This window comes from Streptomyces sp. NPDC059696, from assembly GCF_042733745.1.
GTDB lineage: Bacteria > Actinomycetota > Actinomycetes > Streptomycetales > Streptomycetaceae > Streptomyces.
Genome location: NZ_JBHWFG010000015.1, coordinates 52,561 through 77,261, shown reverse-complemented (window position 1 = coordinate 77,261; position 24,701 = coordinate 52,561). Strand labels below are relative to the sequence as shown.

Here is a 24,701-nt window from a genome sequence, read left to right as displayed (position 1 = left end):
GATGAAGACGACCGAAACCCCCGCGCCGCTGCCGGCCGAGTCCGGAGCCCCGATCACCAAGACGGACGTCCGGCCGCCGCCTCCCGTGAAGCAGAAGAAGGAAGGCACGGTCCTCAACGTCTTCTCCCACGGCGTCCTGGTCATCTGGGCGTTCATGGTGGTCCTGCCGCTGCTCTGGGCGGTCATGACGTCCTTCAAGGACGACCGCTCCATCTTCAGCTCCCCCTGGTCGCTGCCGGACTCCCTGCACTTCGACAACTGGTCGCGGGCGTGGACCCAGGCCAACATGAGCGACTACTTCCTCAACACGGTCCTCGTGGTCGGCGGTTCACTCATCGGCACGCTGGTCCTGGGCTCCATGGCGGCCTACGTCCTGGCCCGCTTCGACTTCCCGGGCAACCGCTTCATCTACTTCCTGTTCATCGGCGGCATGAGCTTCCCGATCATGCTCGCGCTGGTCCCGCTGTTCTACGTCGTGAACAACATGGGCCTGCTGAACACCATCCACGGCCTGATCCTGGTCTACATCGCCTACTCGCTGCCGTTCACGGTGTTCTTCCTCACGGCGTTCTTCCGCACCCTGCCGACGTCGATCGCCGAAGCGGCCTTCGTGGACGGGGCGTCCCACAGCCGCACGTTCTTCCAGATCATGCTGCCCATGGCCAAGCCGGGCCTGATCAGCGTCGGCATCTTCAACTTCCTGGGCCAGTGGAACCAGTACATGCTCCCCACGGTCCTCAACACCGACCCCGACAAGCGGGTCCTCACCCAGGGCCTGGTGCAGCTGGCGGTCAGCCAGGGCTACAAGGGCGACTGGTCGGGCCTCTTCGCGGGCCTGGTGATGGCGATGCTGCCGGTCCTGGCGGCGTACATCATCTTCCAGCGGCAGGTGGTACAGGGCTTGACGGCCGGCGCACTGAAGTAGCCCGGCCGGAGGGTCTGGGGCCGAGTGGGCCCGCGGCCCGGCGGGGCGTGGTCCCGTACCCCGATGCGGCCCCGGCCCACCACCCGGCGCAACGCACAAGCACCCGCCCCGACAGAAAGCGCAAACCACGACGTAGCACTCCGCAACCACCCGCATACCCCCCGGAATCAGTTCAACCTCTTGACGGGAGGCAACCCGAACGGCTCAGCTTAGAGTTCACTAGTTGGACATAGACGGGGCCTCATCGAAGCGGCCCCGCGCGCAGGAGGTCGTCGTGGAGACTCCGGGGTCGCAGTCGTCGCTGCACCGAGCCAACCTGGAGCGGGTCGTACGGGCCGTGCGCCTCGCCGGCTCCCTCACCCAGGCCGAGATCGCGCGGACGACAGGCCTGTCCGCGGCGACGGTGTCCAACATCGTCCGGGAGTTGAAGGACGGCGGCACCGTCGAGGTCACCCCGACCTCCGCCGGCGGCCGCAGGGCCCGCAGCGTGTCGCTGAGCGGCGACGCCGGCATCGTCATCGGCGTCGACTTCGGCCACACCCACCTCCGCGTGGCCATCGGCAACCTCGCCCACCAGGTCCTCGCCGAGGAATCCGAGCCCCTCGACGTCGACGCCTCGTCCACGCAGGGCTTCGACCGCGCGGAACAGCTGGTCACCCGCCTGGTCGAGGCCACCGGCGTCTCCCGATCCAAGATCGCCGGCATCGGTCTCGGCGTCCCCGGCCCCATCGACGTCGAGTCCGGCACCCTCGGCTCGACCGCCATCCTCCCGGGATGGACCGGCACCAAGCCCGCAGAGGAGCTCCGCGGCCGCCTCGGCGTCCCCGTGCACGTGGACAACGACGCCAACCTCGGCGCCCTCGGCGAGATGGTCTGGGGCAGCGGCCGAGGCGTCCGCGACCTGGCCTACATCAAGGTCGCCAGCGGTGTCGGCTCCGGTCTGGTGATAGACGGCAAGATCTACCGGGGACCCGGCGGCACCGCCGGAGAAATCGGACATATTACACTCGACGAATCCGGCCCGGTCTGCCGCTGCGGCAACCGCGGCTGCCTGGAGACCTTCGCGGCAGCGCGCTACGTGCTCCCGCTCCTCCAGTCCAGCCACGGCACCGATCTGACCATGGAAGGCGTCGTACGGCTCGCGCGGGACGGAGACCCGGGCTGCCGTCGGGTGATCGCCGACGTCGGCCGCCACATCGGCAGTGGAGTCGCCAATCTCTGCAACCTGCTGAACCCGAGCCGGGTGGTCCTCGGCGGTGATCTCGCCGAGGCCGGTGAGCTGGTGCTCGGGCCGATCCGGGAGTCCGTCGGCCGCTATGCGATCCCCAGTGCGGCACGCCAGTTGTCGGTGCTCCCCGGCGCCCTCGGCGGCCGTGCGGAGGTGCTCGGAGCGCTCGCTCTCGCCCTCAGCGAGATGGGCGATTCGACCCTTCTCGACGGAACTGCCCCGGCCGCACTGAAGGCGGCCACCCCTGCCTTCACTTAGAGAACGGATGGCACCGTTGCCATCTCGTTAAGGATTTACTTCTTGACGTCGCACGTGTGGCCGAGTTGACTTCCAGCCACCTCGGCCGCAATGTCGCGGCCTCGTCAGGGAGGTTTCTGAAGTGAACACGCGTATGCGTCGCGCCGCCGTTGCTGTTGCCGCTGGTGCGATGGCCGTTTCGCTTGCTGCCTGTGGCAGCGCCAAGGAGTCGGGCGACAACGCCGATTCCTCCGGGTCCGCCAAGAAGGGCGACGACATCAAGGTCGGCCTGCTCCTTCCGGAGAACGCGACCGCCCGGTACGAGAAGTTCGACCGTCCGCTCATCGAGAAGAAGGTCAAGGAGCTCACCGGCGACAAGGGCGAGGTCGTCTACGCCAACGCCAACCAGGACGCCGCCAAGCAGAACCAGCAGGTCGACACGATGGTGTCGAACAAGGTCGACGTGCTGATCGTGGACGCGGTGGACTCCAAGGCCATCGCCGGCTCGGTGAAGAAGGCCAAGGACGCCGGCATCCCCGTCGTCGCCTACGACCGCCTGGCCGAGGGCCCGATCGACGCCTACACCTCGTTCGACAACGTCACCGTCGGCAAGACCCAGGGCGAGGCCCTGCTGAAGGCCCTCGGCGGCAAGGCCAAGGACGGCCAGATCGTCATGATGAACGGGTCGTCCACCGACCCGAACGCCGCCCAGTTCAAGAAGGGCGCGCACTCCGTGCTCGACGGCAAGGTGAAGGTCGGCCGCGAGTACGACACCAAGGAGTGGAAGCCGGAGAACGCCAACGCCAACATGGAGGGCGCCATCTCCGCCCTCGGCAAGGACAAGATCGTCGGCGTCTACTCCGCCAACGACGGCATGGCGGGCGGCATCATCACCGCCCTGAAGGCCGCCGGCATCGCCGACATCCCGGTCACCGGCCAGGACGCCGAGCTCGCGGGTGTGCAGCGCATCGTCACCGGTGAGCAGTACATGAGCGTCTACAAGCCCTACCCGCAGGAGGCGGACGTCGCCGCCGAGATGGCCGTCGCCCTCGCCCAGGGCAAGTCGCTCGACTCGCTCGCCAAGGACAAGGTCGACAGCCCGACCACCAAGGCCGTCCCGTCCGTCCTGGTCCCGGTCGTCTCGCTGACCAAGGACAACATCAACGACACGGTCATCAAGGACGGCATCTACACCGTCAACGAGATCTGCACGGGCAAGTACAAGGCCGCCTGCGACAAGATCGGTCTCAAGTAAGCGACCGCCAAGTCCCCTGCCGAGCACGGGAGTCCGAGCCGGACTCCCGTGACTCCATGCGGGGACCGGTTCGCCCCCGAGTTCCTCCGGCGCCCCGCCACATCAGCCCCGCAAGCTATGCGGGGCGCCGGACGGATCCCCCTCCCACCCTTCTGCACAACCTCCCGCCGGGTCAGGCGGCGAAGGAGATGGTTCACGTGTCCGCTACGCCCGTGCTGGCGTTGCGCGGGGTCTCCAAGCGGTTCGGTGCCGTTCAGGCGCTCACCGACGTAGAGCTTGAGGTCCACGCCGGTGAAGTGGTCGCCCTGGTGGGCGACAACGGCGCCGGAAAGTCCACGCTGGTCAAGACGATCGCCGGCGTGCACCCCATCGATGAGGGCGTCATCGAATGGGACGGCAGGTCCGTCCAGATCACCAAGCCGCACGACGCCCAGAACCTGGGCATCGCGACCGTCTACCAGGACCTCGCGCTCTGCGACAACATCGACGTCGTCGGCAACCTCTACCTGGGACGGGAACTCCGCAAGCGGGGCGTCCTGGACGAGGTGGAGATGGAGCGCCGCTCCCGCGAGCTCCTCGACACGCTGTCGATCCGCATCCCCAGCGTGCGCATCCCGATCGCCTCGCTCTCCGGCGGTCAGCGCCAGACCGTGGCCATCGCCCGCTCCATGCTCGGCGAGCCCAAGCTGGTCATCCTCGACGAGCCCACCGCCGCGCTCGGCGTCGAGCAGACCGCGCAGGTCCTCGACCTGGTCGAGCGGCTGCGCGAGCGCGGCCACGCCGTGATCCTCATCAGCCACAACATGGCCGACGTGAAGGCCGTCGCGGACAAGGTCGCCGTGCTGCGTCTCGGCCGCAACAACGGCGTCTTCGAGGTCAAGTCGACCTCGCAGGAAGAGATCATCTCCGCCATCACCGGCGCCACCGACAACGCCGTGACCCGCCGTGCGGCGCGCACGAACGGGGAGGTTTCCAAGTGAGCATCGACAAGACCTCCACGGCTCCCGACGACCACGTCGTCGAGAACCCCGAGGCGGCCAAGGCCGCCGTCACGGTCGTCGACCCCCGGCTGCTGGTCCGTGAGCAGGGCCTCAAGGGTTACGTCACCGAGTTCAAGCGGAAGATGAAGTCCGGTGACCTGGGTTCCATCCCGGTCGTCATCGGCCTGGCGATCATCTGGCTCATCTTCACGAGCCTGAACTCCAACTTCCTCACCGCGGGCAACCTGTCCGACATGTCCGTCGCCATGGTCGGCACCGGCATGATCGCCGTCGGCATCGTGTTCGTGCTGCTGCTCGGCGAGATCGACCTGTCGGTCGGCTCGGTGTCCGGTGTCGCGGGCGCCAGCTTCGCGGTGCTGAGCGTCACCAACGGCATGAACGAGTGGCTGGCCTTCGTGCTGGCCATCCTCACCGGCACGGTCGCCGGTGTGCTGCACGGCTTCTTCTTCGCGAAGGTCGGCGTCCCCGCCTTCGCCGTCACCCTGGCCGGTCTGCTGTTCTGGAACGGCCTCATGCTCCAGATCCTGGGCGAGAACGGCACGATCAACCTCGACCCGGACGGGGTCGTGGCCCAGCTGACCAGCTACTACTTCTCCGACGTGGCCGCCGCGTACGCGCTGGCCGCGGTGGTGACCGCCGGGTTCTTCCTCAGCTCCTTCCTCGGCAACCGGCGCCGCGAGGCCGCCGGTGTGCCGTCGAGGCCGCTGAGCGAGACCATCGTGCGCACGGCGCTGCTGGCGGTCCTCGCCTTCGCCGTCGCCATCGTCTTCAACCAGTACAAGGGCCTGCCGCTGGCCGTGGTGATCTTCATCGCGGTGCTGCTGGTCACGGACTTCGTGCTGCGCCGCACGTCGTACGGCCGGAAGGTGTTCGCGCTCGGCGGCAGCGTCGAGGCGTCCCGTCGCGCCGGCATCAACGTGGAAGCGGTCCGGATCTCGGTGTTCGCGATCTCCGGCACCTTCGCCGCGGTCGGCGGCCTGTTCATCGCCTCCAAGATCGCGGCGGCCAACCAGGGCGCCGGTGGCGGTGACCTGCTGATGAACGCGATCGCCGCGGCGGTCATCGGCGGCACGTCCCTGTTCGGCGGACGCGGACGCACCTGGAACGCCCTGCTGGGTGTCCTGGTGATCGTGTCCATCCAGTACGGCCTCGCCCTGGAGGGCATCGCCTCCCCGGTGCAGTACATGATCACCGGTGGTGTGCTGCTGGCCACGGTCGTGATCGACGCCGTCACCCGGAAGACGCAGAAGACCGCGGGGCGCGCATAGCGTTGAGTGACACCTCCTGTGCCCGGTACCCCACAGGTACCGGGCACAGCTGTGTCGTAGGGGTGGCGCACCATGGGTAGAGCCGAACGCGTGACGTACGACGCACAGCCTCGGCGCCGCCCGCAAAGGCGGAACATTAGACTCGACAAGCCCGGCAACAGCTCTACTGCAAGGAGGCACGGGTGCCGCTGCTGACCCGTATCAGGGGACCGCGCGATCTGGACCGGCTCAACCCGGAGGAGCTGAACCAGCTGGCGGAGGAGATCCGGAGCTTCCTCGTCGAAGCGGTCTCCAAGACCGGCGGTCACCTCGGCCCCAACCTCGGCGTGGTGGAGCTCACCATCGCCCTGCACCGGGTCTTCGACTCGCCCCGGGACAAGGTGCTCTGGGACACCGGCCACCAGTCCTACGTCCACAAGCTGCTCACCGGCCGTCAGGACTTCTCGAAGCTGAAGATGAAGGGCGGCCTGTCCGGCTATCCCTCGCAGGCCGAGTCCGAGCACGACATCATCGAGAACTCGCACGCCTCGACGGTCCTCGGCTGGGCCGACGGCATCGCCAAGGCCAACCAGATCATGGAGCGCGACGACCACGTCGTGGCCGTGATCGGTGACGGCGCCCTGACGGGCGGCATGGCCTGGGAGGCGTTGAACAACATCGCCGACGCCAAGGACCGCCCCCTCGTCATCGTCGTCAACGACAACGAGCGGTCCTACGCGCCGACCATCGGCGGCCTCGCCAACCACCTGGCGACCCTGCGCACCACGGACGGCTACGAGCGCTTCCTGGCCCGCACCAAGGAGGTCCTGGAGCGCACCCCGGTCGTCGGGCAGGCGCTCTACGACACCCTGCACGGAGCCAAGAAGGGCCTGAAGGACTTCATCGCCCCGCAGGGCATGTTCGAGGACCTCGGCCTCAAGTACGTCGGCCCGATCGACGGACACGACCTGGAGGCCCTGGAGTCCGCCCTCGCCAAGGCCAAGCGGTTCGGCGGGCCGGTCATCGTGCACTGCCTCACCGAGAAGGGCCGCGGCTACCAGCCCGCCCTCCAGGACGAGGCGGACCGCTTCCACGCCGTCGGCAAGATCCACCCCGACACGGGCCTGCCGATCGCCAGCTCCGGCGCCGACTGGACGTCCGTCTTCGGTGAGGAGATGGTCAAGCTCGGCGAGGAGCGCGAGGACATCGTGGCCATCACGGCCGCCATGCTCCAGCCGGTGGGCCTGGACAAGTTCGCCAAGCGCTTCCCCAAGCGGGTCTACGACGTCGGCATCGCCGAGCAGCACGGCGCCGTCTCCGCGGCCGGCCTGGCCACGGGCGGGGTGCACCCGGTGTTCGCCGTGTACGCCACCTTCCTCAACCGCGCCTTCGACCAGGTGCTGATGGACGTGGCCCTGCACAAGTGCGGCGTGACCTTCGTCCTCGACCGGGCCGGGGTCACCGGCACCGACGGGGCCTCCCACAACGGCATGTGGGACATGTCGATCCTCCAGGTCGTCCCCGGCCTGCGGCTGGCCGCGCCGCGCGACGCCGACCAGGTCCGCGCCCAGCTGCGCGAGGCCGTCGCCGTCGAGGACGCACCGACCGTGGTCCGCTTCTCCAAGGGCGCCGTCGGCCCCGCCGTGCCCGCCGTGCGGCGCGTCGGCGGCATGGACGTGCTGCGCGAGCCCGGCACCGACCGTCCGGACGTGCTGCTGGTCTCCGTCGGCGCCCTCGCGCCGATGTGCCTGGAGATCGCCGCCCTGCTCGACCAGCAGGGCATCTCCACGACCGTCGTCGACCCGCGCTGGGTCAAGCCCGTCGACGAGGCCATGGCCCCGCTCGCCGAGCAGCACCGCGTGGTCGTCACCGTCGAGGACAACAGCCGGGTCGGCGGCGTCGGCTCGGCGATCGCGCAGGCCCTGCGCGACGCGGACGTCGACGTGCCGCTGCGTGACTTCGGCATCCCGCCGCGCTTCCTCGACCACGCCTCGCGGGCCGAGGTCCTCGCCGAGATCGGGCTCACCGCACCGGACATCGCGAGGCAGGTGACCGGACTGGTCGCCAAGCTGGACGGGCGCTTCGAGCGCAGCGCGGCGGACACCGTGGACGCCGCGCGCGACTGACGACCGGCGCGGCCGGCACGGCCGAGCGGGTTCGGGATGGGCCGGTTTCCCCACCGTGAGGGTGGTGGAACCGGCCCATTGGCGTGAATCGGCCCGTGCCGGGGCATACGGATGGTGCCACCTCTCGATCATGTCGAGGACGACAAGCGTGGGAGGTACCCCGTGAGCAGCACCCTCTTCCGGACGAAGAAGGTCGAGCAGTCCATCCTCGACACCGAGGAACCAGAGCACGCGCTCAAGAAGTCCTTGTCCGCGCTGGATCTGACCGTCTTCGGCGTCGGTGTGATCATCGGCACCGGCATCTTCGTACTCACCGGCACGGTCGCCAAGGACAACGCCGGGCCCGCGACGGCCCTGGCGTTCGTCGCGGCCGGCATCGCCTGCGCCCTGGCCGCCCTCTGCTACGCCGAGTTCGCGTCCACGGTCCCGGTCGCCGGGTCCGCCTACACGTTCTCGTACGCCTCCCTCGGGGAACTGCCCGCCTGGATCATCGGCTGGGACCTGGTCCTGGAGTTCGCGCTGGGGACGGCGGTGGTGGCCGTCGGCTGGTCCGGATACATCCAGTCGCTCATCGAGAACGCGGGCTGGACGATGCCGGCGGCGCTGGGCAGCCGGGAAGGTGCCGACACCTTCGGCTTCGACATCCTCGCCGCCGCGCTCGTCCTCGTCCTCACCGCCATCCTCGTGGTCGGCATGAAGCTGTCGGCACGGATCACGTCGGTCGTCGTCGCCATCAAGGTGACGGTCGTCCTGGTGGTGATCATCGCGGGTGCGTTCCTCATCGAGGGGAAGAACTACGACCCGTTCATCCCGAAGGAGAAGCCGGTGGAGGCGGGGGCGAGCCTCGACTCGCCACTGATCCAGTTGATGTTCGGCTGGGCGCCGTCCAACTTCGGCGTGATGGGCATCTTCACCGCCGCCTCGGTCGTGTTCTTCGCCTTCATCGGCTTCGACGTCGTGGCGACGGCCGCGGAGGAGACCAGGAATCCGCAGCGCGACATGCCGCGCGGCATCCTCGGCTCCCTCATCATCTGCACGACGCTGTACGTCCTCGTGTCGATCGTCGTCACCGGTATGGAGCACTACACGAAACTGAGTGTGGACGCGCCGCTCGCCGACGCGTTCAAGGCCACCGGGCATCCCTGGTTCGCGGGCTTCATCAGCTTCGGCGCCGCGGTCGGCTTGACGACGGTGTGCATGATCCTGCTGCTGGGGCAGACGCGGGTGTTCTTCGCGATGAGCCGGGACGGGCTGCTGCCGCGGTTCTTCTCGCGCGTCCACCCGCGGTTCAAGACGCCGCACCGGCCGACCATCCTGCTCGGTGTGATCATCGCCGTGCTCGCCGGCTTCACGCCGCTGACGGAGCTCGCCGCGCTGGTCAACATCGGCACGCTGTTCGCCTTCGTCGTCGTCGCGATCGGTGTGATCATCCTCCGCAAGACCCGGCCCGACCTGCCCAGGTCGTTCCGCACCCCGTGGGTGCCGGTCATCCCGATCCTGTCGGTGTGCGCCTCGCTGTGGCTGATGATCAACCTGCCGGCCGAGACGTGGATCCGCTTCGCCATCTGGATGGCCGTCGGCTTCCTCGTCTACTTCCTGTACGGCCGCTCCCACAGCCTCCTGGCCCGCAAGGAGGCGGGGCAGGAGCAGCCGGGCGTGGGCGGTGGCACGCCGTAGGCGGCCGCGGGTGCGCCTCGCCCCCCGGCCGCGGGTCCACCCCGCCCCGGCTCGCGGCGCCCCGCCCCTACGGACGTACGGTCCGCGGACCCGCCACGTCCGCCCCCAGTTCCCCGACCCTCCTGCGCAGCTCACGGTCCGCCGTGATCACCAGGACGGGGCGCTCACCGGCCGAGGAGACGACCTCGACGATGTGGTCGTCGCCGCTGCCCGGGGCGGACGACACCCGCACTCCGGGCACGGACTCCACCTCCCGAGCGGCCCCCTCCACGACCAGGACGATCTCCACCGGGCCGGACACGCCGGGGACCCCTTCCGTCGCCAACCGGTCCCGGAGCCGCTCCGCCGCGCCCCGGCGGTCCCGCCACCAGCCGTCCGGCACCGAACCGACGACGTTCGCGGCGTCGACGACGACGAGGAGAGGAGATGACTCGTTCATGTGGCCAGGGTCGCACGGGAGACGGGCCGGCGGCGGGGGGAGGGCGGGCGCGCCGGGCACGGGCGGCCGCATAAAGTGAACACGTGAACGGCGACTGGCTCATCCGCGGCCGCGACGGCCGCCTCACCGTCTATCTGCCCTCCGGCGACGCCGTCCTGTGCCGGGCGGAACGCGCCCCCGGCGGCCCCTGGGAGGACGAGCCGCGCACCGTCGGCGGCGCCCAGAAGCTGCACCCGGGGGCGGCGGTCGGACAAGGCGCCGACGGCTACGCGCATCTGGCGGCCTGGCGGCCCACCGCCCCGGGCGAGTCCGGGCTCGTGCACTCCACGCACTTCCGCCCCCACCTCGCAGCCCTGGACTGGACCCCCATCGGCCACCCGGACAAGAAGGGCGACCGTACGGGACCGCCCGCCGTGACCGTGGACGGGGCGGGGCGCGGCTATGTCTTCGTCCGCAACGGGGGCGGCGGAGTCAGCCTGCGCAACCAGAAGGTGAAGGGCGGCTGGGGAGGCTGGCTGGACCTCGAAGGACACGACGTCGAGGGGGAGCCGGCTCCCGTGACGGGTGAGTCGGGGCTGGTCGAGCTGTACGCGTCCGTACCCGGCGGGATCCTGCACTGGCGGCAGGAGGGGGACGGCAAGAAGCCGGTGCGGACCGAGCGCGTCGACGCTTCCGTCCGTGCGGGCACCCTGCGCGCGCTCGCCACGTCCGCCGAGCACACCACCCTGTTCTACACCGACGGCTCGGGCGATCTGTGTGCCTGGCGTCCCGGTGAGAAGCCGGCGACCGTCCTGCCCTCCGCCGGGCCGGGGCCCGTCTCCGCCGTCCGGTGTGTCATCGACGGGTACGACTGCACCGTGCTCGCCCAGCGGTCGGCGAGCGGCCGGGTCGCCTTCGCCGCCTACCCGACCGAGCAGGAGTCGGCCGGCGCCTGGTGGACCGAGTCCGGCCCCCGGCTGCCCGCCGAGGCCCTGGTGGCGGTGGCGCTCGACGAGCACGACGAGGTCGTCGCCGCCTCTCTGACGCCCTCCACCGGGACCGTGCTGCTCACCCGCCGCAAGGACGAACCGGGGCTCGCGCTGGAGGCCTGGCGGGAGCTCTGAACCCCGCTGCGGTAAGCGGAACAGACTCCCTCATTCCGTGGTTCTTGTCGCTCCAGACACATGAGATGTGTCAAGGGTTGTACAGATGTGTACGTGACAAGGCGCACCTTTGGTAAACATGGTCAAAAAGTGAAGGTCTTGTTAACCTCCTCGGACTTGTTCGATTTTGCTCGGGGGGCCGGTTGCTGCTGCGTCTGGCTGACGCCGTTGCAACGGGGTGGGGAATGATGTCGTGAGCAGATCCTCCGCGGTGGATCTTGTCGTTGTCGGACTCGGTTACGTGGGGCTGCCGTTGGCCAGGTCCGCCGCGGCCGCGGGCCTGAAGGTGGTCGGTCTCGACCGCAGCCGACGGGTGGTCGACGGACTGAACGCCGGTCGTTCACATGTCGACGACATCACCGACGCCGAAGTGCGGGCCATGCTGGAGCAGGGCTTCGAGGCCGTCGACCAAGCCGATGTGATCGCCGACGCCGCCGCGGTCGTGGTGTGTGTTCCCACACCGCTCACCGACCACGGCGCCCCGGACCTCGGCGCGGTGCACGCCGCCGTCGACGACATCGCCGCCCACCTCACCGCCGGGACGCTCGTCGTCCTGGAGTCGACGACGTACCCGGGCACGACCGACGAGGTCGTCCGGCCGCGTCTGGAGGCCGGGGGCCTGCGCGTCGGCGTCGACTTCCACCTCGCCTTCTCCCCGGAGCGCATCGACCCGGGCAACCCCTCCTTCGGCCTGGAGAACACCCCGAAGGTCGTCGGCGGCATCACGGCCGACTGCACCAAGGCCGCCCGCGCCCTCTACGAGCGCTTCGTGAACCGGGTCGTCGAGGCCAAGGGCACCCGCGAGGCCGAGATGGCCAAGCTGCTGGAGAACACGTACCGGCACGTCAACATCGCCCTCGTCAACGAGATGTCGATGTTCTGCCGGGAGATCGGCGTCGATCTGTGGGACGCCATCCGGTGCGCGTCCACCAAGCCGTTCGGATTCGCACCCTTCTACCCCGGACCCGGCGTCGGCGGGCACTGCATTCCGATCGACCCCAACTATCTGTCGTACAAGGTGCGTTCGCTGGGCATCCCGTTCCGGTTCGTGGAGCTGGCGCAGGAGATCAACCAGCGGATGCCCGTGCACGTGGTGAACCGCGCCGCCGACCTGCTCAACGACCAGGGCAAGGCCGTGCGCGGCTCCCGGGTCCTGCTGCTGGGCGTGACCTACAAGCCGGACATCTCCGACCAGCGCGAGAGCCCGGCCCTGGCCGTCGCGGAGAACCTCCTCGCGCGCGGTGCCGAGCTCGTCTACTTCGACCCCCGGGTCGAGGACTGGCGCGTCGCCGGTGCGCCCGTCGAGCGGGCCGAGGACTACCTCGCCGCCGCCGAGGCCGCCGACCTGACGATCCTGCTCCAGCCGCACCGCGAGATCGACCTCGACGAACTCGCCGACCGCGCCCGGGCGCTCTTCGACACCCGGGGCAAGTCCGCCGACCACCCGCGGGTGGTCAAGCTGTGACTTCCGAAGATACGTACATACCCGGGGCCGTCGACTCCGGTGGGCGTCGAGCACACCGCAAGCGGCGGCACCTGAAGGTCTCGTACTTCGTCTTCCTGGGCCTGGCCGCGCTGATCGCCACCCGGCTCGACGCCGGCTCCCTGCACCTGTACTCCATGGGCGCCATGGGCCTGCTGGCCCTGAAGATGTTCGGCGCCCTCTTCTACCGCCCCGCCAAGGCCGGGCGGGAGGAACTGGAGTACCTGGAGAACGCCTGGGTCACCGCGGTCATCCCGATCTACAACGAGGACCCGGTGATGTTCGAGCAGGGCATGCGCAGCCTCCTCGCGCAGAGCCGCCTGCCGAACGAGATCCACATCATCGACGACGCCAGCGCCAACGACTCCGGCATCCGCGCCGCGAAGAAGATGCGCCGCGAGTTCGAGGCCAAGGGCGTCAAATACACCGTCAGCGTCCAGCCCGAGAACAAGGGCAAGCGCGAGGCACTGGCTCTCGGCTTCGAGGCCGCGCCGTACTCCGACATCTTCCTGTGCGTCGACTCGGACACCGTGCTGTCCCGGGACACCGTGCGTGAGCTGCTGCTGCCGCTGGCCGACGAGAAGATCATGGCCTCCACCGGCATGGTCCTGGCGCTCAACCACGACAGCAACATCTTCACCCGCCTCCAGGACCTGCGCTACGGCAACTCGTTCCTGTTCGAGCGGGCCGCCTACTCGCGGCTGAAGTCGGTCCTGTGCTGCTGCGGCGCGCTCTCCGCGTACCGCGGCACGCTGGTGCGCAAGTACCTGCCGGACTTCCTCAACCAGCAGTTCCTCGGCAAGCCGGCCGTCTTCGGCGACGACCGCCGCATGACCAACTACTGCCTGATGGAGGGCCAGGTCGTCTTCCAGGAGACCGCCGTCGGTTACACGGCCGTCCCCGAGAAGCTGCCGCACTTCCTGCGCCAGCAGGTGCGCTGGAACAAGTCCTTCTTCCGCGAGTCGCTGTGGGCGTTCCGGCACCAGAAGAAGTACCGGCCGGCCTTCTGGCTGACCTGCATGGAACTCGCCCTCTGGCTGGTCTTCGGCTCGGCGATGTTCTACTCGATGGTCATCCTGCCCATCATGAAGCCCGCCCAGTTCGTCAACCACATCGGCGACTACCTGGTCTTCATGGTGCTGATGGGCTACCTGCGCAACGTGCGCTACCTCGACTTCCCGCGGCGCGGGATGGGCTTCATCAAACGGTTCGGCATGTTCCTGCTCGCGCCGATCTACGGCGTGATCCAGCTGACGCTGCTGACCCCGCTGCGCTTCTACGCCCTGTTCACGCTCCACAAGGGCAGTTGGGGCACCCGCCAGGGCGGTGTCGAGGTGTCCGTGGCCGGGGACCACGAGAGCGATGTGACGGAGATCTTCGAGGAAGAGGACCCCTACTCCGACAAGAAGGTCACCGAGACGCTCCAGTTGATGCGTCTGGAGGGCGTGGCGCTGCGCACCCGCCCCCGTCCGACGGGCGGCATCCCCTCCCAGCCGCAGCCGATCCCCGGCTACCACGAGGAGCAGCACGCCGCCGTTCCGCAGCAGCGGGTCAGCTGGGGGGCGCCGGCACCGGCCGGGCAGCCACAGTGGCAGGGCGGTCACCCCGGGCATCACGACCCGTACCACCAGCAGCACCCGGGCCAGGGCTACGGGCAGGGCGGATACCCGCCCCAGGACCCGTCGTGGCAGCAGGGCCAAGGCCAGGGACAGGGCCAAGGCCAGGGACAGGGCCAGGGGTATGGGCAGGGCGGCTGGTAGAGCCGCAGGAGAACGGAGAGAGGGGCGGCCGGGGGGCCGCCCCTCTCTTGTGCGTCCGGGCGGGACGCCGGGGCCTCAGGTGTAGGAGGCCATGGCCTCCTCGACCGTCAGCACCGGGATGTCCCGGTCGTCGATCGCCTTCATCAGCGTCTCCAGACCCGCCTTGCCGATCTCGGTGCTCGTCGCCGGGGCGCCTTCGGTGACCTTGTGCAGGCAGAGGATCAGCCAGTCGCCGCTGCCCACGCACCGGTCGAGCCGGCCGCCCGCGCCGGTCAGCTTCGACAGGGCCGTACCGCCGATCCCCGTGCCGTCGTTGATGCCCGTCAGCGCCTTGAGGCGGTACGGCATCGCCGGGGCGAACGACTCGATCGTCTCGGAGATGATCGACCGGGCCGTGGTGAAGTGCCGGCTCGCGATCTGGTCGACCGGGACCCCGTCGGAGGTCTTCTGGAACGCGCCGTGCGGATAGGCGAAGTGCTCGCTGGTGAAGCCGTTGGACACCAGCCACTCGCGCAGCTTGCGGAAGTCGTCGTCGGCCTGCTCGGCGGTGAGCTTGGGGTAGCTGGCGGTGTGGACGGCGTTCGCGTACGAGTGGCCGCCCATCTCCCAGCCGGAGAAGTCCTGCATCGACCGCATCTGGTCGAGCGTCAGGAAGCTGCCCGTACCGATGGCGTCGGCGATGTTGTAGACCGTGCCGGGGAAGCCGAAGCGGTCCATGACCGGCCGGGCCAGGTCGTGGATCGACTTGTGGGAGTCGTCGAAGGTGATGGAGACGACGCCCTTGGGGAAGACCGAGACCGTGTCCGGTATCAGCTCGACGGCCTGCAGCCGGTAGGTCACCGGGCCGCCCGCGTCGTCGTACACGGCGAACGACATGTCGGTGAAGCCGGTCTTCGTGGACGGCTTGCCGTCGGCGCCGATGGAGTACGTGCCCGCCGCCGCGGTCACGTCCGCCCACTGGAGGTGGACGGTCACCCACTCCCCGGACTGCACGTAGTTGGCCGAGGTCTTGGAGTGGACGTGGTGCGTCCAGGCGAAGTGGTTCGCGAGGGACCCGCTGCCCAGGTAGAAGACGAGCTTGGCCAGGTTCGTCACGTCCTCGACCCGGAAGACCAGCCGGATCATCTTGCCCGTCAGGCTCATCGCCGGCATGCCCGTCTTGCGGACGTAGCTCTGCTTGCCGGTGCCGCCCGTGGTCACCCGGACCGACTGGGTGCCGCGCACGAAGACGGACGTGTCGTTCGCCTCCGCCGACGCGGTGCCCGCGCCCCCGGGCGTCCAGCCGTGGCCGGACTGGAACTGCTGGGACCAGGTGGCCCGGCGGTACTTGGGGCGGCGCCCCGAGGGGGCGTAGAGGGGAGGCGTGGTGAGTCCTCCGATGCCGCCCGCGGCGGCCGGGGCGGCGGCGGGCTGCGCCACCACCTTGCCCAGCCACGCGCCGCCGCCGGCCATGGCGACGCCTCCCGTACCGCCCATCAGCAGCGCGGAGCGCCTGCTCACCACCGGCTTGTCCTCCATTGCCTCGGCAGCGTGCCTGTGGGCGCCGGACCGCCTTTTCCTCACCGGGACTCCCGAACCGTGTCGAAGTAGTTCATGCCCTCGTCGGTGAAGCCGTCGACAGCGGACTGCACCTGCTTCGCCGAGAGGGTCTCGTTCGCGTTGTAGTAGAGCCAGTCCACCTTCATGTCCCAGGCGCGTTCGCCCTTGAACGGCAGGTCGATGAACCAGTGGTTGAAGTTCACGGACATGTCCGCGCGCGGGGCGTACTTGCCGTTGCTGAGGAAGAGCTTCTTGCCGTCGAGCCAGTAGGCGACGACGCCGTCCTTCACCCGGATCAGCACGGTGTGCCAGGTGTCGAGGCTCTTGTTGGTGGTCCGGTACACCCGGTCGTTCGTCTTGTGGTCGAACCAGGTCACGGTGTCGAGCTTGGGGCCGGGCCGGCCCCAGCCGCCGTTCGGCATGTACTCGTTGTCCAGCTCGCTGTACTTCGAGCCCTTGCCGCCGATGGTGTAGAAGGTCTGGTTGACGTGGTCGCCGCTGTCCCCGGTGGCGGGCTCGTCGCTGAAGTGGATGCGGGCCGCGTAGGTGCCGTCGCGGAACTTGCTCGCGGCCGTGCCGAGGCTCGCCTGCTTCGTCCCGGCCTTGGTGCCGTCCGTGCTCGCCCGCAGGTTGAGCACCTGTCCGTCGGCGTGCGAGCCGTCGGCGGTGGGGAAGCTGACGCCGCTCGCGGACCAGGTGTTCTCGACGCCCGGGCCGCCCTTGCTGGTGCGGACCAGCCAGCCGTGCTTGAACAGGGCCGGGTCCTTGGGGCCCTGGTAGGTGAAGTCGTCGAACAGCACACCGGCGGGCCGGGCGGGCAGCCGCTCGGGTGCGGTCTTCGCCGCCGTCTTCTTCTGGTCGCCCGCCGTGGTGCCGTCCGGCTCCTCACCCCAGACCAGGACGCCGCGCTTGTAGGCGGTGATCTTCTCCGCCGCCTTGTAGCTGGTCATCTCCGCGTCGAAGGAGCGGTCGTCGGACTGCTTCAGCTTCTTGTGGTCGGTGCGGAAGAGCTGGAGGTCGATGCCCTTGCTGTTGGCGCCGGGCTTGAGGCTGCCCGCCGCGGCCGTGAAGCGGACCTCCAGGCAGTGGTCCGCGGAGCCGGTGGCCTTGTCCATCGCCACGATCCGTCCGGCCACGTTCGAACAGCCGAAGACGGCGTTGACACAGTTGAAGGCGTAGGAAGCGCCGTTGTCGGCGGTGAACCAGTACCGGAGCGTCACATCGCTCAACGGCAGTGGCTTGCCGGTGTCGTTGAAGACCTCGAAGGACGGCTTGGCCGCCGCGGCCGTCGCCGGGGTGTCGGTCCGGTAGCGGACCCTCAGCTCGGGCGGGTCCGGGTTCGCGGCCTTCCACACGGGGTACAGCGCCGTGCCGCCGGCGGCGACCACCGCCACGAGGAGCAGGAGCCTGATCTTGGGCCAGACCCGGCGTCGGGGTGTTCGGCGACGAGGGGACGCCACGCAGGACTCCTTCGAGGACACCCGGCGGCCTTGGGGTGGAGACCGTCAGAGTCAGGTAAACAATGGTCGGATTGTGTGAGGATCCTATCTGTGGCGGCATGCAGAAAGGGGGGCGGGTGCACGGATTGTTACCGTACGCCCCACCCCCCTCAGGGGTAACGCGTTACGCCGGGACGCTCGCGACGCCCTGCGCCAGGAACCTCTTGCCGTTCACGCGCTCGGAGACACCCTCGCGGTCCAGGTACGGCGTGATGCCGCCCAGGTGGAAGGGCCAGCCGGCGCCCGTGATGAGGCACAGGTCGATGTCCTGCGCCTCGGCGACGACGCCCTCGTCGAGCATGATGCCGATCTCCTGCGCCACCGCGTCGAGCACACGGTCGCGGACCTGCTCCTCCGTCAGGACGGTGTCGCCCTGCTTCAGCAGCGCGGCGACCTCGGGGTCCAGCTCCGGCTTGCCGGAGTCGTAGACGTAGAAGCCGCGCTTGCCCGCCTTGACGACGGCCGCGAGGTTCGGGGAGACCGTGAAGCGGTCCGGGAAGGCCCGGTTGAGGGTCTCCGAGACGTGCAGGCCGATCGCCGGGCCGACGAGCTCCAGCAGCACCAGCGGGGACATCGGCAGACCGAGCGGCTCCACGGCCTTCTCGGCGACCTCGACCGGCGTGCCCTCGTCGATGACGTTCTGGATCTCGCCCATGAAGCGGGTCAGGATGCGGTTCACGACGAACGCCGGGGCGTCCTTGGTGAGGACCGCGGTCTTCTTCAGCTTCTTGGCGACGGCGAACGCCGTGGCCAGGGAGGCGTCGTCCGTCTTCTCGCCGCGGACGATCTCCAGCAGCGGCAGGACGGCGACGGGGTTGAAGAAGTGGAAGCCGACGACCCGCTCGGGGTGCTTCAGCTTCGACGCCATCTCCGAGACGGAGAGGGAGGAGGTGTTCGTCGCGAAGATGGCGTGCGCCGGGGCGACCGCCTCGACCTCCGCGAACACCTGCTGCTTGACGCCGATCTCCTCGAAGACCGCCTCGATGACGAAGTCGGCGTCCGAGAAGCCCTCGGCCTTGTCCAGCACACCGGACACCAGCGCCTTGAGGCGGTTGGCCTTGTCCTGGTTGACACGGCCCTTGCCGAGCAGCTTGTCGATCTCGGCGTGGACGTAGCCCACACCCTTGTCGACGCGCTCCTGGTCGATGTCGGTCAGCACGACCGGCACCTCCAGGCGGCGCAGGAACAGCAGCGCGAGCTGGCTGGCCATCAGACCGGCGCCGACGACACCGACCTTGGTGACCGGGCGGGCCAGGGACTTGTCCGGGGCGCCGGCCGGGCGCTTGCCGCGCTTCTGCACCAGGTTGAAGGCGTAGATGCCGGAGCGCAGTTCGCCGCCCATGATGAGGTCGGCGAGGGCCTCGTCCTCGGCGTCGTAGCCCTGCTGGAGGTCGCCGTTCTTGGCGGCGGCGATGATGTCCAGGGCGCGGTAGGCGGCCGGGGCGGCGCCGTGCACCTTGGAGTCGGCGATGAAGCGGCCCTTGGCGACGGCCTGGTCCCAGGCCTCACCGCGGTCGATCACCGGGCGCTCGATCTTCAGCTCGCCCTTGAGGACGGTCGCCGTCCAGATCAGCGACTGCTCCAGGAAGTCCGCGCCCTCGAAGATCGCGTCGGCGATCCCGAGCTCGTAGACCTGCTTGCCCTTGAGCTGCTTGTTCTGGTTGAGGCTGTTCTCGATGATCACCGAGACGGCCTTCTCCGGGCCGATCAGGTTCGGCAGGATCGTGCAGCCGCCCCAGCCCGGGACCAGGCCGAGGAAGACCTCGGGCAGGGAGAACGCCGGCACGGCCGCGGAGACCGTCCGGTAGGTGCAGTGCAGACCGACCTCGACACCGCCGCCCATCGCGGCGCCGTTGTAGTACGCGAAGGTCGGCACGGCCAGCTGCGACAGCCGCTTGAAGACCTCGTGGCCACCCTTGCCGATGGCGAGGGCGTGCTCGTGCTCCTTGAGGATCTCCACGCCCTTGAGGTCGGCGCCGACCGCGAAGATGAACGGCTTGCCGGTGATGCCGGCGCCGACGATCTCGCCGTCCGCCGCCTCCTTCTCGACCTGGTCGATCGCGGCGTTCAGGTTCGCCAGCGAGGCCGGGCCGAAGGTGGTCGGCTTGGTGTGGTCGTGGCCGTTGTCCAGGGTGATCAGGGCGAAACGGCCCGCACCCAGCGGCAGGTCGAAGTGGCGTACGTGCGCACTCGTGACGACCTCGTCCGGGAACAGTTCGGAAGCCTGCTTCAGAAGCTCGGCGGTGGTGCTCACTTGTCCCCCTCGAAGTGCGGGTTCTCCCAGATGACCGTCGCGCCCATGCCGAAGCCGACACACATCGTGGTCAGGCCGTAGCGGACGTGCGGCTGCTCCTCGAACTGGCGGGCCAGCTGCGTCATCAGGCGGACGCCGGAGGAGGCCAGCGGGTGGCCGAACGCGATGGCGCCGCCGTACTGGTTGACGCGCTCGTCGTCGTCGGCGATGCCGTAGTGGTCGAGGAAGGCCAGGACCTGGACGGCGAAGGCCTCGTTGATCTCGAACAGGCCGATGTCGGAGATCGACAGGCCGGCCTGGGCCAGCGCCTTCTCCGTCGCCGGGATCGGGCCGTAGCCCATGACCTCCGGCTCCACGCCCGCGAAGGAGTAGGAGACCAGGCGCATCTTCACGGGGAGGTCGTGCTCGCGCGCGAAGTCCTCGGAGGCGATGAGCGAGGCGGTGGCGCCGTCGTTCAGACCGGCCGCGTTACCGGCGGTGACCCGGCCGTGGACGCGGAACGGGGTCTTCAGGCCCTGGAGGTTCTCCAGGGTCGTGCCCGGGCGCATCGGCTCGTCGGCGGTGACCAGGCCCCAGCCGGTCTCGCCGGCCTCGGCGTTGGTGCGGCGGACCGAGACCGGCACCAGGTCGGCCTGGATCTTGCCGTTGGCGTACGCCTTGGCGGCCTTCTCCTGGGAGCGCACGGCGTACTCGTCGGCGCGCAGCTTGGTGATCTGCGGGTAACGGTCGTGCAGGTTCTCCGCGGTCATGCCCATGAAGAGGGCGGACTCGTCGACCAGCTTCTCGGAGACGAACCGGGGGTTCGGGTCCACGCCCTCGCCCATGGGGTGGCGGCCCATGTGCTCGACACCGCCCGCGATGGCGATGTCGTAGGCGCCGAACGCGACGGAACCGGCGACCGAGGTGACGGCGGTCAGGGCGCCGGCGCACATGCGGTCGATGGAGTAGCCCGGCACGGACTGCGGGAGACCCGCGAGGATCCCCGCGGTGCGGCCGATGGTCAGGCCCTGGTCACCGATCTGCGTGGTCGCGGCGATGGCGACCTCGTCGATCTTCTTCGGGTCGAGTCCGGGGTTGCGGCGCAGCAGCTCCCGGATCGCCTTCACGACGAGGTCGTCGGCGCGGGTCTCGTGGTAGATGCCCTTCGGGCCCGCCTTGCCGAACGGGGTGCGGACGCCGTCGACGAAGACGACGTCCCTGACGGTACGAGGCACGATGGCTCTCCTCCAGGGTCAGGATCTGCATTGCTGCTGCGATGCGCTGAGCGCGCGCTCAGGCCCATGCTACTTATGAGTAACGTAGCTGCACAGTCCTGGCGGGGGGAGCGGCGAAGGTCACATCCCATCGCCGGGTGGTGCGGTGCCCTCGGGGGCGCGGGGAACGGCGCGACCAGCCGCAACGCCCCCGCACACCCGTACGTCCCCCATTGCGGCGGCGTGCCATCGGAAGATCTTGGCGCGATCTCGACGTCGCCGTTCCGCTGTGAGGGCCGTAAGGGCCCCCTCCAGCGCTCCCTCTGCAACGGCTTCGCCCGAGGGGCCACGAAGGAGACGCCCGTCGGGGGCGCGGGGAACCGCGCGACGAGCCGCGGACCACCCGCAGCCGCCGTACGACGGGAAACCCGGCGGCGGCTAGGACTCCTTGACGGCCAGCGCCTTCACGAGAACCGGCGTCACCTGCTCCACCTGCCAGGGCCGCGCACCATGCCCGGCCAGCGCCGCGGCGACGGACTCCGCGTCCACCACCGCCGGAGGCTCCCAGCACACCCGCCGCACGGTGTCCGGGGTGATCAGGTTCTCCTGCGGCATGTTCAGCTGCTCGGCCAGCGCCGTCACCCCGGCCCGGGCCGCGGACAACCGTGCCGCGGCCGCGGGGTCCTTGTCGGCCCAGGCGCGCGGCGGCGGCGGGCCGGCCACCGGCTGCCCCGGCTGCGGCAACTGCGCCTCGCTCAGCGCCTTCGCCCGGTCCACCGCCGCCTGCCACTGCTCCAGCTGCCGCTTGCCGACGCGGTGGCCGAATCCGTTCAGCGCGGCCAGCGCGTGCACATTGGCCGGAACCGCCAGCGCGGCCTCGACGATGGCCGCGTCCCCGAGCACCTTGCCCGGTGAGACGTCCCGCCGCTGCGCGATCCGGTCCCGGGTCTGCCACAGCTCCCGTACGACCGCCAGCTGCCGCCGTCGGCGCACCTTGTGCATGCCGGACGTACGCCGCCACGGATCCTTGCGGGGCTCGGGCGGCGGGGCCGAGACGATCGCGTCGAACTCCTGGCGGGCCCAGTCGAGCTTGCCCTGCCGGTCCAGCTCCTTCTCCAGCGCGTCGCGCAGGTCGACGAGGAGCTCGACGTCCAGCGCCGCGTAGCGCAGCCAGGGCTCGGGCAGGGGCCGGGTCGACCAGTCGACCGCGGAGTGGCCCTTCTCCAGGACGAAGCCCAGCACGCTCTCGACCATCGCGCCGAGGCCGACCCGGGGGAACCCGGCGAGCCGCCCGGCCAGCTCCGTGTCGAACAGCCGCGTCGGCACCATGCCTATCTCGCGCAGGCACGGCAGGTCCTGGGTGGCGGCGTGCAGCACCCACTCGACGCCGGACAGGGCGTCGCCGAGGGCGGACAGGTCGGGGCAGGCCACGGGATCGATCAGGGCCGTCCCGGCGCCCTCGCGGCGCAGCTGGACGAGATAGGCGCGCTGCCCGTAGCGGTAGCCGGACGCGCGCTCGGCGTCGACGGCGACGGGCCCGGACCCCGCCTCGAAGGCGGCGATCACCCGGGCCAGGGCGGTTTCGTCCGCGATGACGGGCGGAATGCCCTCACGCGGCTCCAGCAGAGGGATCGGCGCCTCCGTAACAGAAGATCCGCCGTCGTCCGGAGGGGCGCCTCCGGTGGTTCGCAGTGAGCTGTCTGCTGCGGTGTCGTGGGCGTCGGTCACCTGTCAAGGGTATCCATGTATGGACAGCGCCCGCCGACGGAACGTTCCGTCGACGGGCGCCGGGGGGTCGCAAACCAGTCATGTCGGGGAAGCGGCGGGTTCACGAACCGTGCGTGACGTGAACGGGGCCGGCGGCCGGTCCCGCCTCACGTGGGGGAAGGGGCGCGGAGGGTCGGGGTGGAGCAGGTCAGTGGATGATCCCGGTCCGCAGCGCCACCGCGACCATGCCGGCGCGGTCACCCGTGCCGAGCTTGCGGGCGATGCGGGCGAGGTGGCTCTTGACGGTCAGGGCGGACAGGCCCATCGAGACGCCGATCGCCTTGTTCGACTGGCCTTCCGCGACCAGCCGCAGCACCTCGACCTCGCGGCCGGACAGTTCGCGGTAGCCGCCCGGGTGGCTCGGGGCACCCGGGGGGCGGCGGTGCAGGCGGGCGGCGGCGGCACCAATGGGGGCGGCGCCCGGCCGGGTGGGGAGCCCGACGTTGGTGCGGGTGCCGGTGACGACGTAACCCTTCACGCCGCCGGCGAGTGCGTTGCGCACGGCGCCGATGTCGTCGGCGGCGGAGAGGGCGAGCCCGTTGGGCCAGCCCGCGGCGCGGGTCTCCGACAGCAGCGTGAGGCCGGAGCCATCCGGCAGGTGGACGTCTGCGACACAGATGTCGCGGGGGTTGCCGATGCGGGGACGAGCCTCCGCGATGGACGAGGCCTCGATGACGTCGCGCACACCGAGCGCCCACAGGTGGCGGGTGACGGTGGAGCGGACGCGCGGGTCGGCCACGACCACCATGGCGGTCGGCTTGTTCGGGCGGTAGGCGACCAGGCTTGCGGGCTGCTCGAGGAGAACGGACACCAGGCCTCCTGGGGTGCGGGACGGGGCCGGCTCGTGGGGATGAAGCCGGGACGAACCGTGCTTTCAAGGTCACAGTCGTCTTCGGCACCGAACCCGTCCGCCTTTAGAGAATGATCACGATTCGGTGATAACAATCCGTGCAATTCGGACACGCGGTCGATCATTCGAAGGCCGGACGGTTTCGGTCTGCGTCGGTACGCGGTCGAAAGTGGCCGTATCGACAAAGTGATTCGGCCAAGAGGGGTACTCAGGTGTGATCGTCGACCGGACATGGTTGACCGCCCCGCACAAGGTCGATCAGTGCGGGGCGGTCAGAGGGGGATCGGGCAGGTCAGGGGGCGGTCAGCGGGACTGCGGGCCCCGCCGCTGCGGCAGCGTCACCACCGAGGCGTCGCCGGGGACGGCCGGGGGCAGGCCCGCGATCTGGGCAAGCAGATCGCACCAGGCCGCCAGATGCGCCGCCGTGTCCGGGACGCCTCCCAGACCCTCCCGCGGCGTCCAGGACGCACGGATCTCGATCTGCGAGGCGGCCGGGCGCGCCGACAGCCCGCCGAAGTAGTGGGAGCTCGCGCGCGTGACGGTGCCGCTCGGCTCGCCGCCGGTCAGCCCCCGGGCCTGCAGGGCGCCCGTCAGCCAGGACCAGCACACCTCCGGCAGCAGCGGGTCCGCCGCCATCTCCGGCTCCAGCTCCGCGCGCACCAGCGTCACCAGCCGGAACGTGCCCCGCCACGCGTCGTGCCCGGCAGGGTCGTGCAGCAGCACCAGCCGGCCGTCGGCCAGGTCCTGCTCCCCGTCGACGACCGCGGCCTCCAGCGCGTAGCTGTGAGGAGCGAGCCGTCTCGGCGCGGGTGTCGGCTCGACCTCGATCTGAGGCCGCAGCCGCGCCGCCCTGAGCGCGTCGACGGCGGCCCGGAAGGGCAGCGGGGCGGAGTCCGCCTCCCGCCGGTCGTTCTCGGTGTCCTTCGCTTCGTCCATTCCGCCAGCGCCGTCCGACAGTCGTCCCTGAGCCGCAGCCATGCGGGAAGATTACGGGGACCCGGGCCCGGGTGCCGGGCTAGACACCCCGCACCTCTCCAGGGGCTGAATCACGCCGTTCCACGCCGTGCGAAACTTGGCCC

The 24,701-nt window shown here is 69.8% G+C and carries 18 protein-coding genes; 10 read left to right on the top strand and 8 right to left on the bottom strand.

The genetic code is table 11. The features are described from left to right. Position 1: 1 nt before the first annotated feature. The 7 genes from ACFV20_RS18345 (at position 2) to ACFV20_RS18315 (ending at position 9,696) form a co-directional block, all read left to right on the top strand. Positions 2-925: a carbohydrate ABC transporter permease gene (locus ACFV20_RS18345; protein ID WP_385657804.1), complete on the top strand. Its 924-nt coding sequence runs from the start codon at positions 2-4 to the stop codon at positions 923-925. 274 nt (positions 926-1,199) lie between these two features. Beyond that, positions 1,200-2,411, top strand: coding sequence for an ROK family protein (locus ACFV20_RS18340; protein ID WP_385657803.1), 1,212 nt, complete (start codon positions 1,200-1,202; stop codon positions 2,409-2,411). 133 nt (positions 2,412-2,544) lie between these two features. Then, positions 2,545-3,645, top strand: coding sequence for a sugar ABC transporter substrate-binding protein (locus ACFV20_RS18335; protein WP_385657943.1), 1,101 nt, complete (start codon positions 2,545-2,547; stop codon positions 3,643-3,645). Positions 3,646-3,833: 188 nt separating this feature from the next. Further along, positions 3,834-4,625 (top strand): ATP-binding cassette domain-containing protein, encoded by a 792-nt coding sequence (locus tag ACFV20_RS18330; RefSeq protein WP_363118951.1) that lies wholly within the window; start codon positions 3,834-3,836, stop codon positions 4,623-4,625. Then, positions 4,622-5,914, top strand: a complete 1,293-nt coding sequence (locus tag ACFV20_RS18325; RefSeq protein ID WP_385657802.1) for a sugar ABC transporter permease — start codon at positions 4,622-4,624, stop codon at positions 5,912-5,914. The genes ACFV20_RS18330 and ACFV20_RS18325 overlap by 4 nt, the downstream gene beginning before the upstream one ends. A 182-nt stretch (positions 5,915-6,096) precedes the next feature. Beyond that, positions 6,097-8,019 carry a 1-deoxy-D-xylulose-5-phosphate synthase gene (gene dxs, locus ACFV20_RS18320; RefSeq protein ID WP_385657801.1) on the top strand — a complete coding sequence of 641 codons (1,923 nt, stop codon included), beginning with the start codon at positions 6,097-6,099 and terminating at the stop codon, positions 8,017-8,019. Between the two features lie 162 nt (positions 8,020-8,181). After that, the gene (locus ACFV20_RS18315; protein ID WP_385657799.1) at positions 8,182-9,696 is read left to right on the top strand and encodes an amino acid permease; all 1,515 of its coding nucleotides are present in this window, start codon (positions 8,182-8,184) and stop codon (positions 9,694-9,696) included. Between the two features lie 67 nt (positions 9,697-9,763). Here the strand turns inward: ACFV20_RS18315 and ACFV20_RS18310 are convergent, their stop codons facing one another. Then, a complete protein-coding gene (locus tag ACFV20_RS18310) occupies positions 9,764-10,135 on the bottom strand; it encodes an NTP pyrophosphohydrolase (protein ID WP_385657797.1) in 372 nt (123 codons plus the stop codon). 83 nt (positions 10,136-10,218) lie between these two features. Here ACFV20_RS18310 and ACFV20_RS18305 point away from each other — a divergent pair, with 83 nt between their 5' ends. The 3 genes from ACFV20_RS18305 to ACFV20_RS18295 all read left to right on the top strand — a co-directional run bounded on the left by ACFV20_RS18305 (position 10,219) and on the right by ACFV20_RS18295 (position 14,520). Continuing rightward, positions 10,219-11,238: a hypothetical protein gene (locus ACFV20_RS18305; RefSeq protein WP_385657795.1), complete on the top strand. Its 1,020-nt coding sequence runs from the start codon at positions 10,219-10,221 to the stop codon at positions 11,236-11,238. Between the two features lie 232 nt (positions 11,239-11,470). Further along, positions 11,471-12,742 (top strand): nucleotide sugar dehydrogenase, encoded by a 1,272-nt coding sequence (locus ACFV20_RS18300; RefSeq protein ID WP_385657793.1) that lies wholly within the window; start codon positions 11,471-11,473, stop codon positions 12,740-12,742. Further along, the gene (locus tag ACFV20_RS18295; protein WP_385657791.1) at positions 12,739-14,520 is read left to right on the top strand and encodes a glycosyltransferase; all 1,782 of its coding nucleotides are present in this window, start codon (positions 12,739-12,741) and stop codon (positions 14,518-14,520) included. The genes ACFV20_RS18300 and ACFV20_RS18295 overlap by 4 nt, the downstream gene beginning before the upstream one ends. A gap of 75 nt (positions 14,521-14,595) precedes the next feature. Here ACFV20_RS18295 and ACFV20_RS18290 read toward each other — a convergent pair whose 3' ends face one another. From ACFV20_RS18290 to ACFV20_RS18260, 7 genes are all read right to left on the bottom strand, one after another. Further along, on the bottom strand, positions 14,596-16,038 hold the full coding sequence (locus ACFV20_RS18290; RefSeq protein ID WP_385657790.1) for a polysaccharide deacetylase family protein: 1,443 nt from the start codon (positions 16,036-16,038) through the stop codon (positions 14,596-14,598). Between the two features lie 41 nt (positions 16,039-16,079). Next, positions 16,080-17,519 (bottom strand): cellulose binding domain-containing protein, encoded by a 1,440-nt coding sequence (locus tag ACFV20_RS18285; protein ID WP_385657788.1) that lies wholly within the window; start codon positions 17,517-17,519, stop codon positions 16,080-16,082. A 163-nt stretch (positions 17,520-17,682) separates the two neighbouring features. Then, positions 17,683-19,812, bottom strand: a complete 2,130-nt coding sequence (locus tag ACFV20_RS18280; RefSeq protein WP_385657786.1) for a 3-hydroxyacyl-CoA dehydrogenase NAD-binding domain-containing protein — start codon at positions 19,810-19,812, stop codon at positions 17,683-17,685. Then, a complete protein-coding gene (locus tag ACFV20_RS18275; RefSeq protein WP_234846485.1) occupies positions 19,809-21,026 on the bottom strand; it encodes an acetyl-CoA C-acyltransferase in 1,218 nt (405 codons plus the stop codon). The genes ACFV20_RS18280 and ACFV20_RS18275 overlap by 4 nt, the downstream gene beginning before the upstream one ends. A gap of 417 nt (positions 21,027-21,443) precedes the next feature. Beyond that, positions 21,444-22,733 carry a ribonuclease D gene (locus tag ACFV20_RS18270; protein ID WP_385657784.1) on the bottom strand — a complete coding sequence of 430 codons (1,290 nt, stop codon included), beginning with the start codon at positions 22,731-22,733 and terminating at the stop codon, positions 21,444-21,446. A 187-nt stretch (positions 22,734-22,920) separates the two neighbouring features. Further along, positions 22,921-23,583: a response regulator transcription factor gene (locus tag ACFV20_RS18265; protein WP_003993737.1), complete on the bottom strand. Its 663-nt coding sequence runs from the start codon at positions 23,581-23,583 to the stop codon at positions 22,921-22,923. A gap of 342 nt (positions 23,584-23,925) precedes the next feature. Further along, positions 23,926-24,600 carry a DUF3000 domain-containing protein gene (locus tag ACFV20_RS18260; protein WP_385657782.1) on the bottom strand — a complete coding sequence of 225 codons (675 nt, stop codon included), beginning with the start codon at positions 24,598-24,600 and terminating at the stop codon, positions 23,926-23,928. Positions 24,601-24,701 lie beyond the last annotated feature (101 nt).

Coding starts and splice junctions, on each gene's coding strand:
- ACFV20_RS18345 (WP_385657804.1), top strand. CDS start 2: ATGAAGACGACCGAAACCCCCGCGCCGCTGCCGGCCGAGTCCGGAGCC.
- ACFV20_RS18335 (WP_385657943.1), top strand. CDS start 2,545: ATGCGTCGCGCCGCCGTTGCTGTTGCCGCTGGTGCGATGGCCGTTTCG.
- ACFV20_RS18330 (WP_363118951.1), top strand. CDS start 3,834: ATGGTTCACGTGTCCGCTACGCCCGTGCTGGCGTTGCGCGGGGTCTCC.
- ACFV20_RS18310 (WP_385657797.1), bottom strand. CDS start 10,135: ATGAACGAGTCATCTCCTCTCCTCGTCGTCGTCGACGCCGCGAACGTC.
- ACFV20_RS18290 (WP_385657790.1), bottom strand. CDS start 16,038: ATGGAGGACAAGCCGGTGGTGAGCAGGCGCTCCGCGCTGCTGATGGGC.
- ACFV20_RS18260 (WP_385657782.1), bottom strand. CDS start 24,600: ATGGCTGCGGCTCAGGGACGACTGTCGGACGGCGCTGGCGGAATGGAC.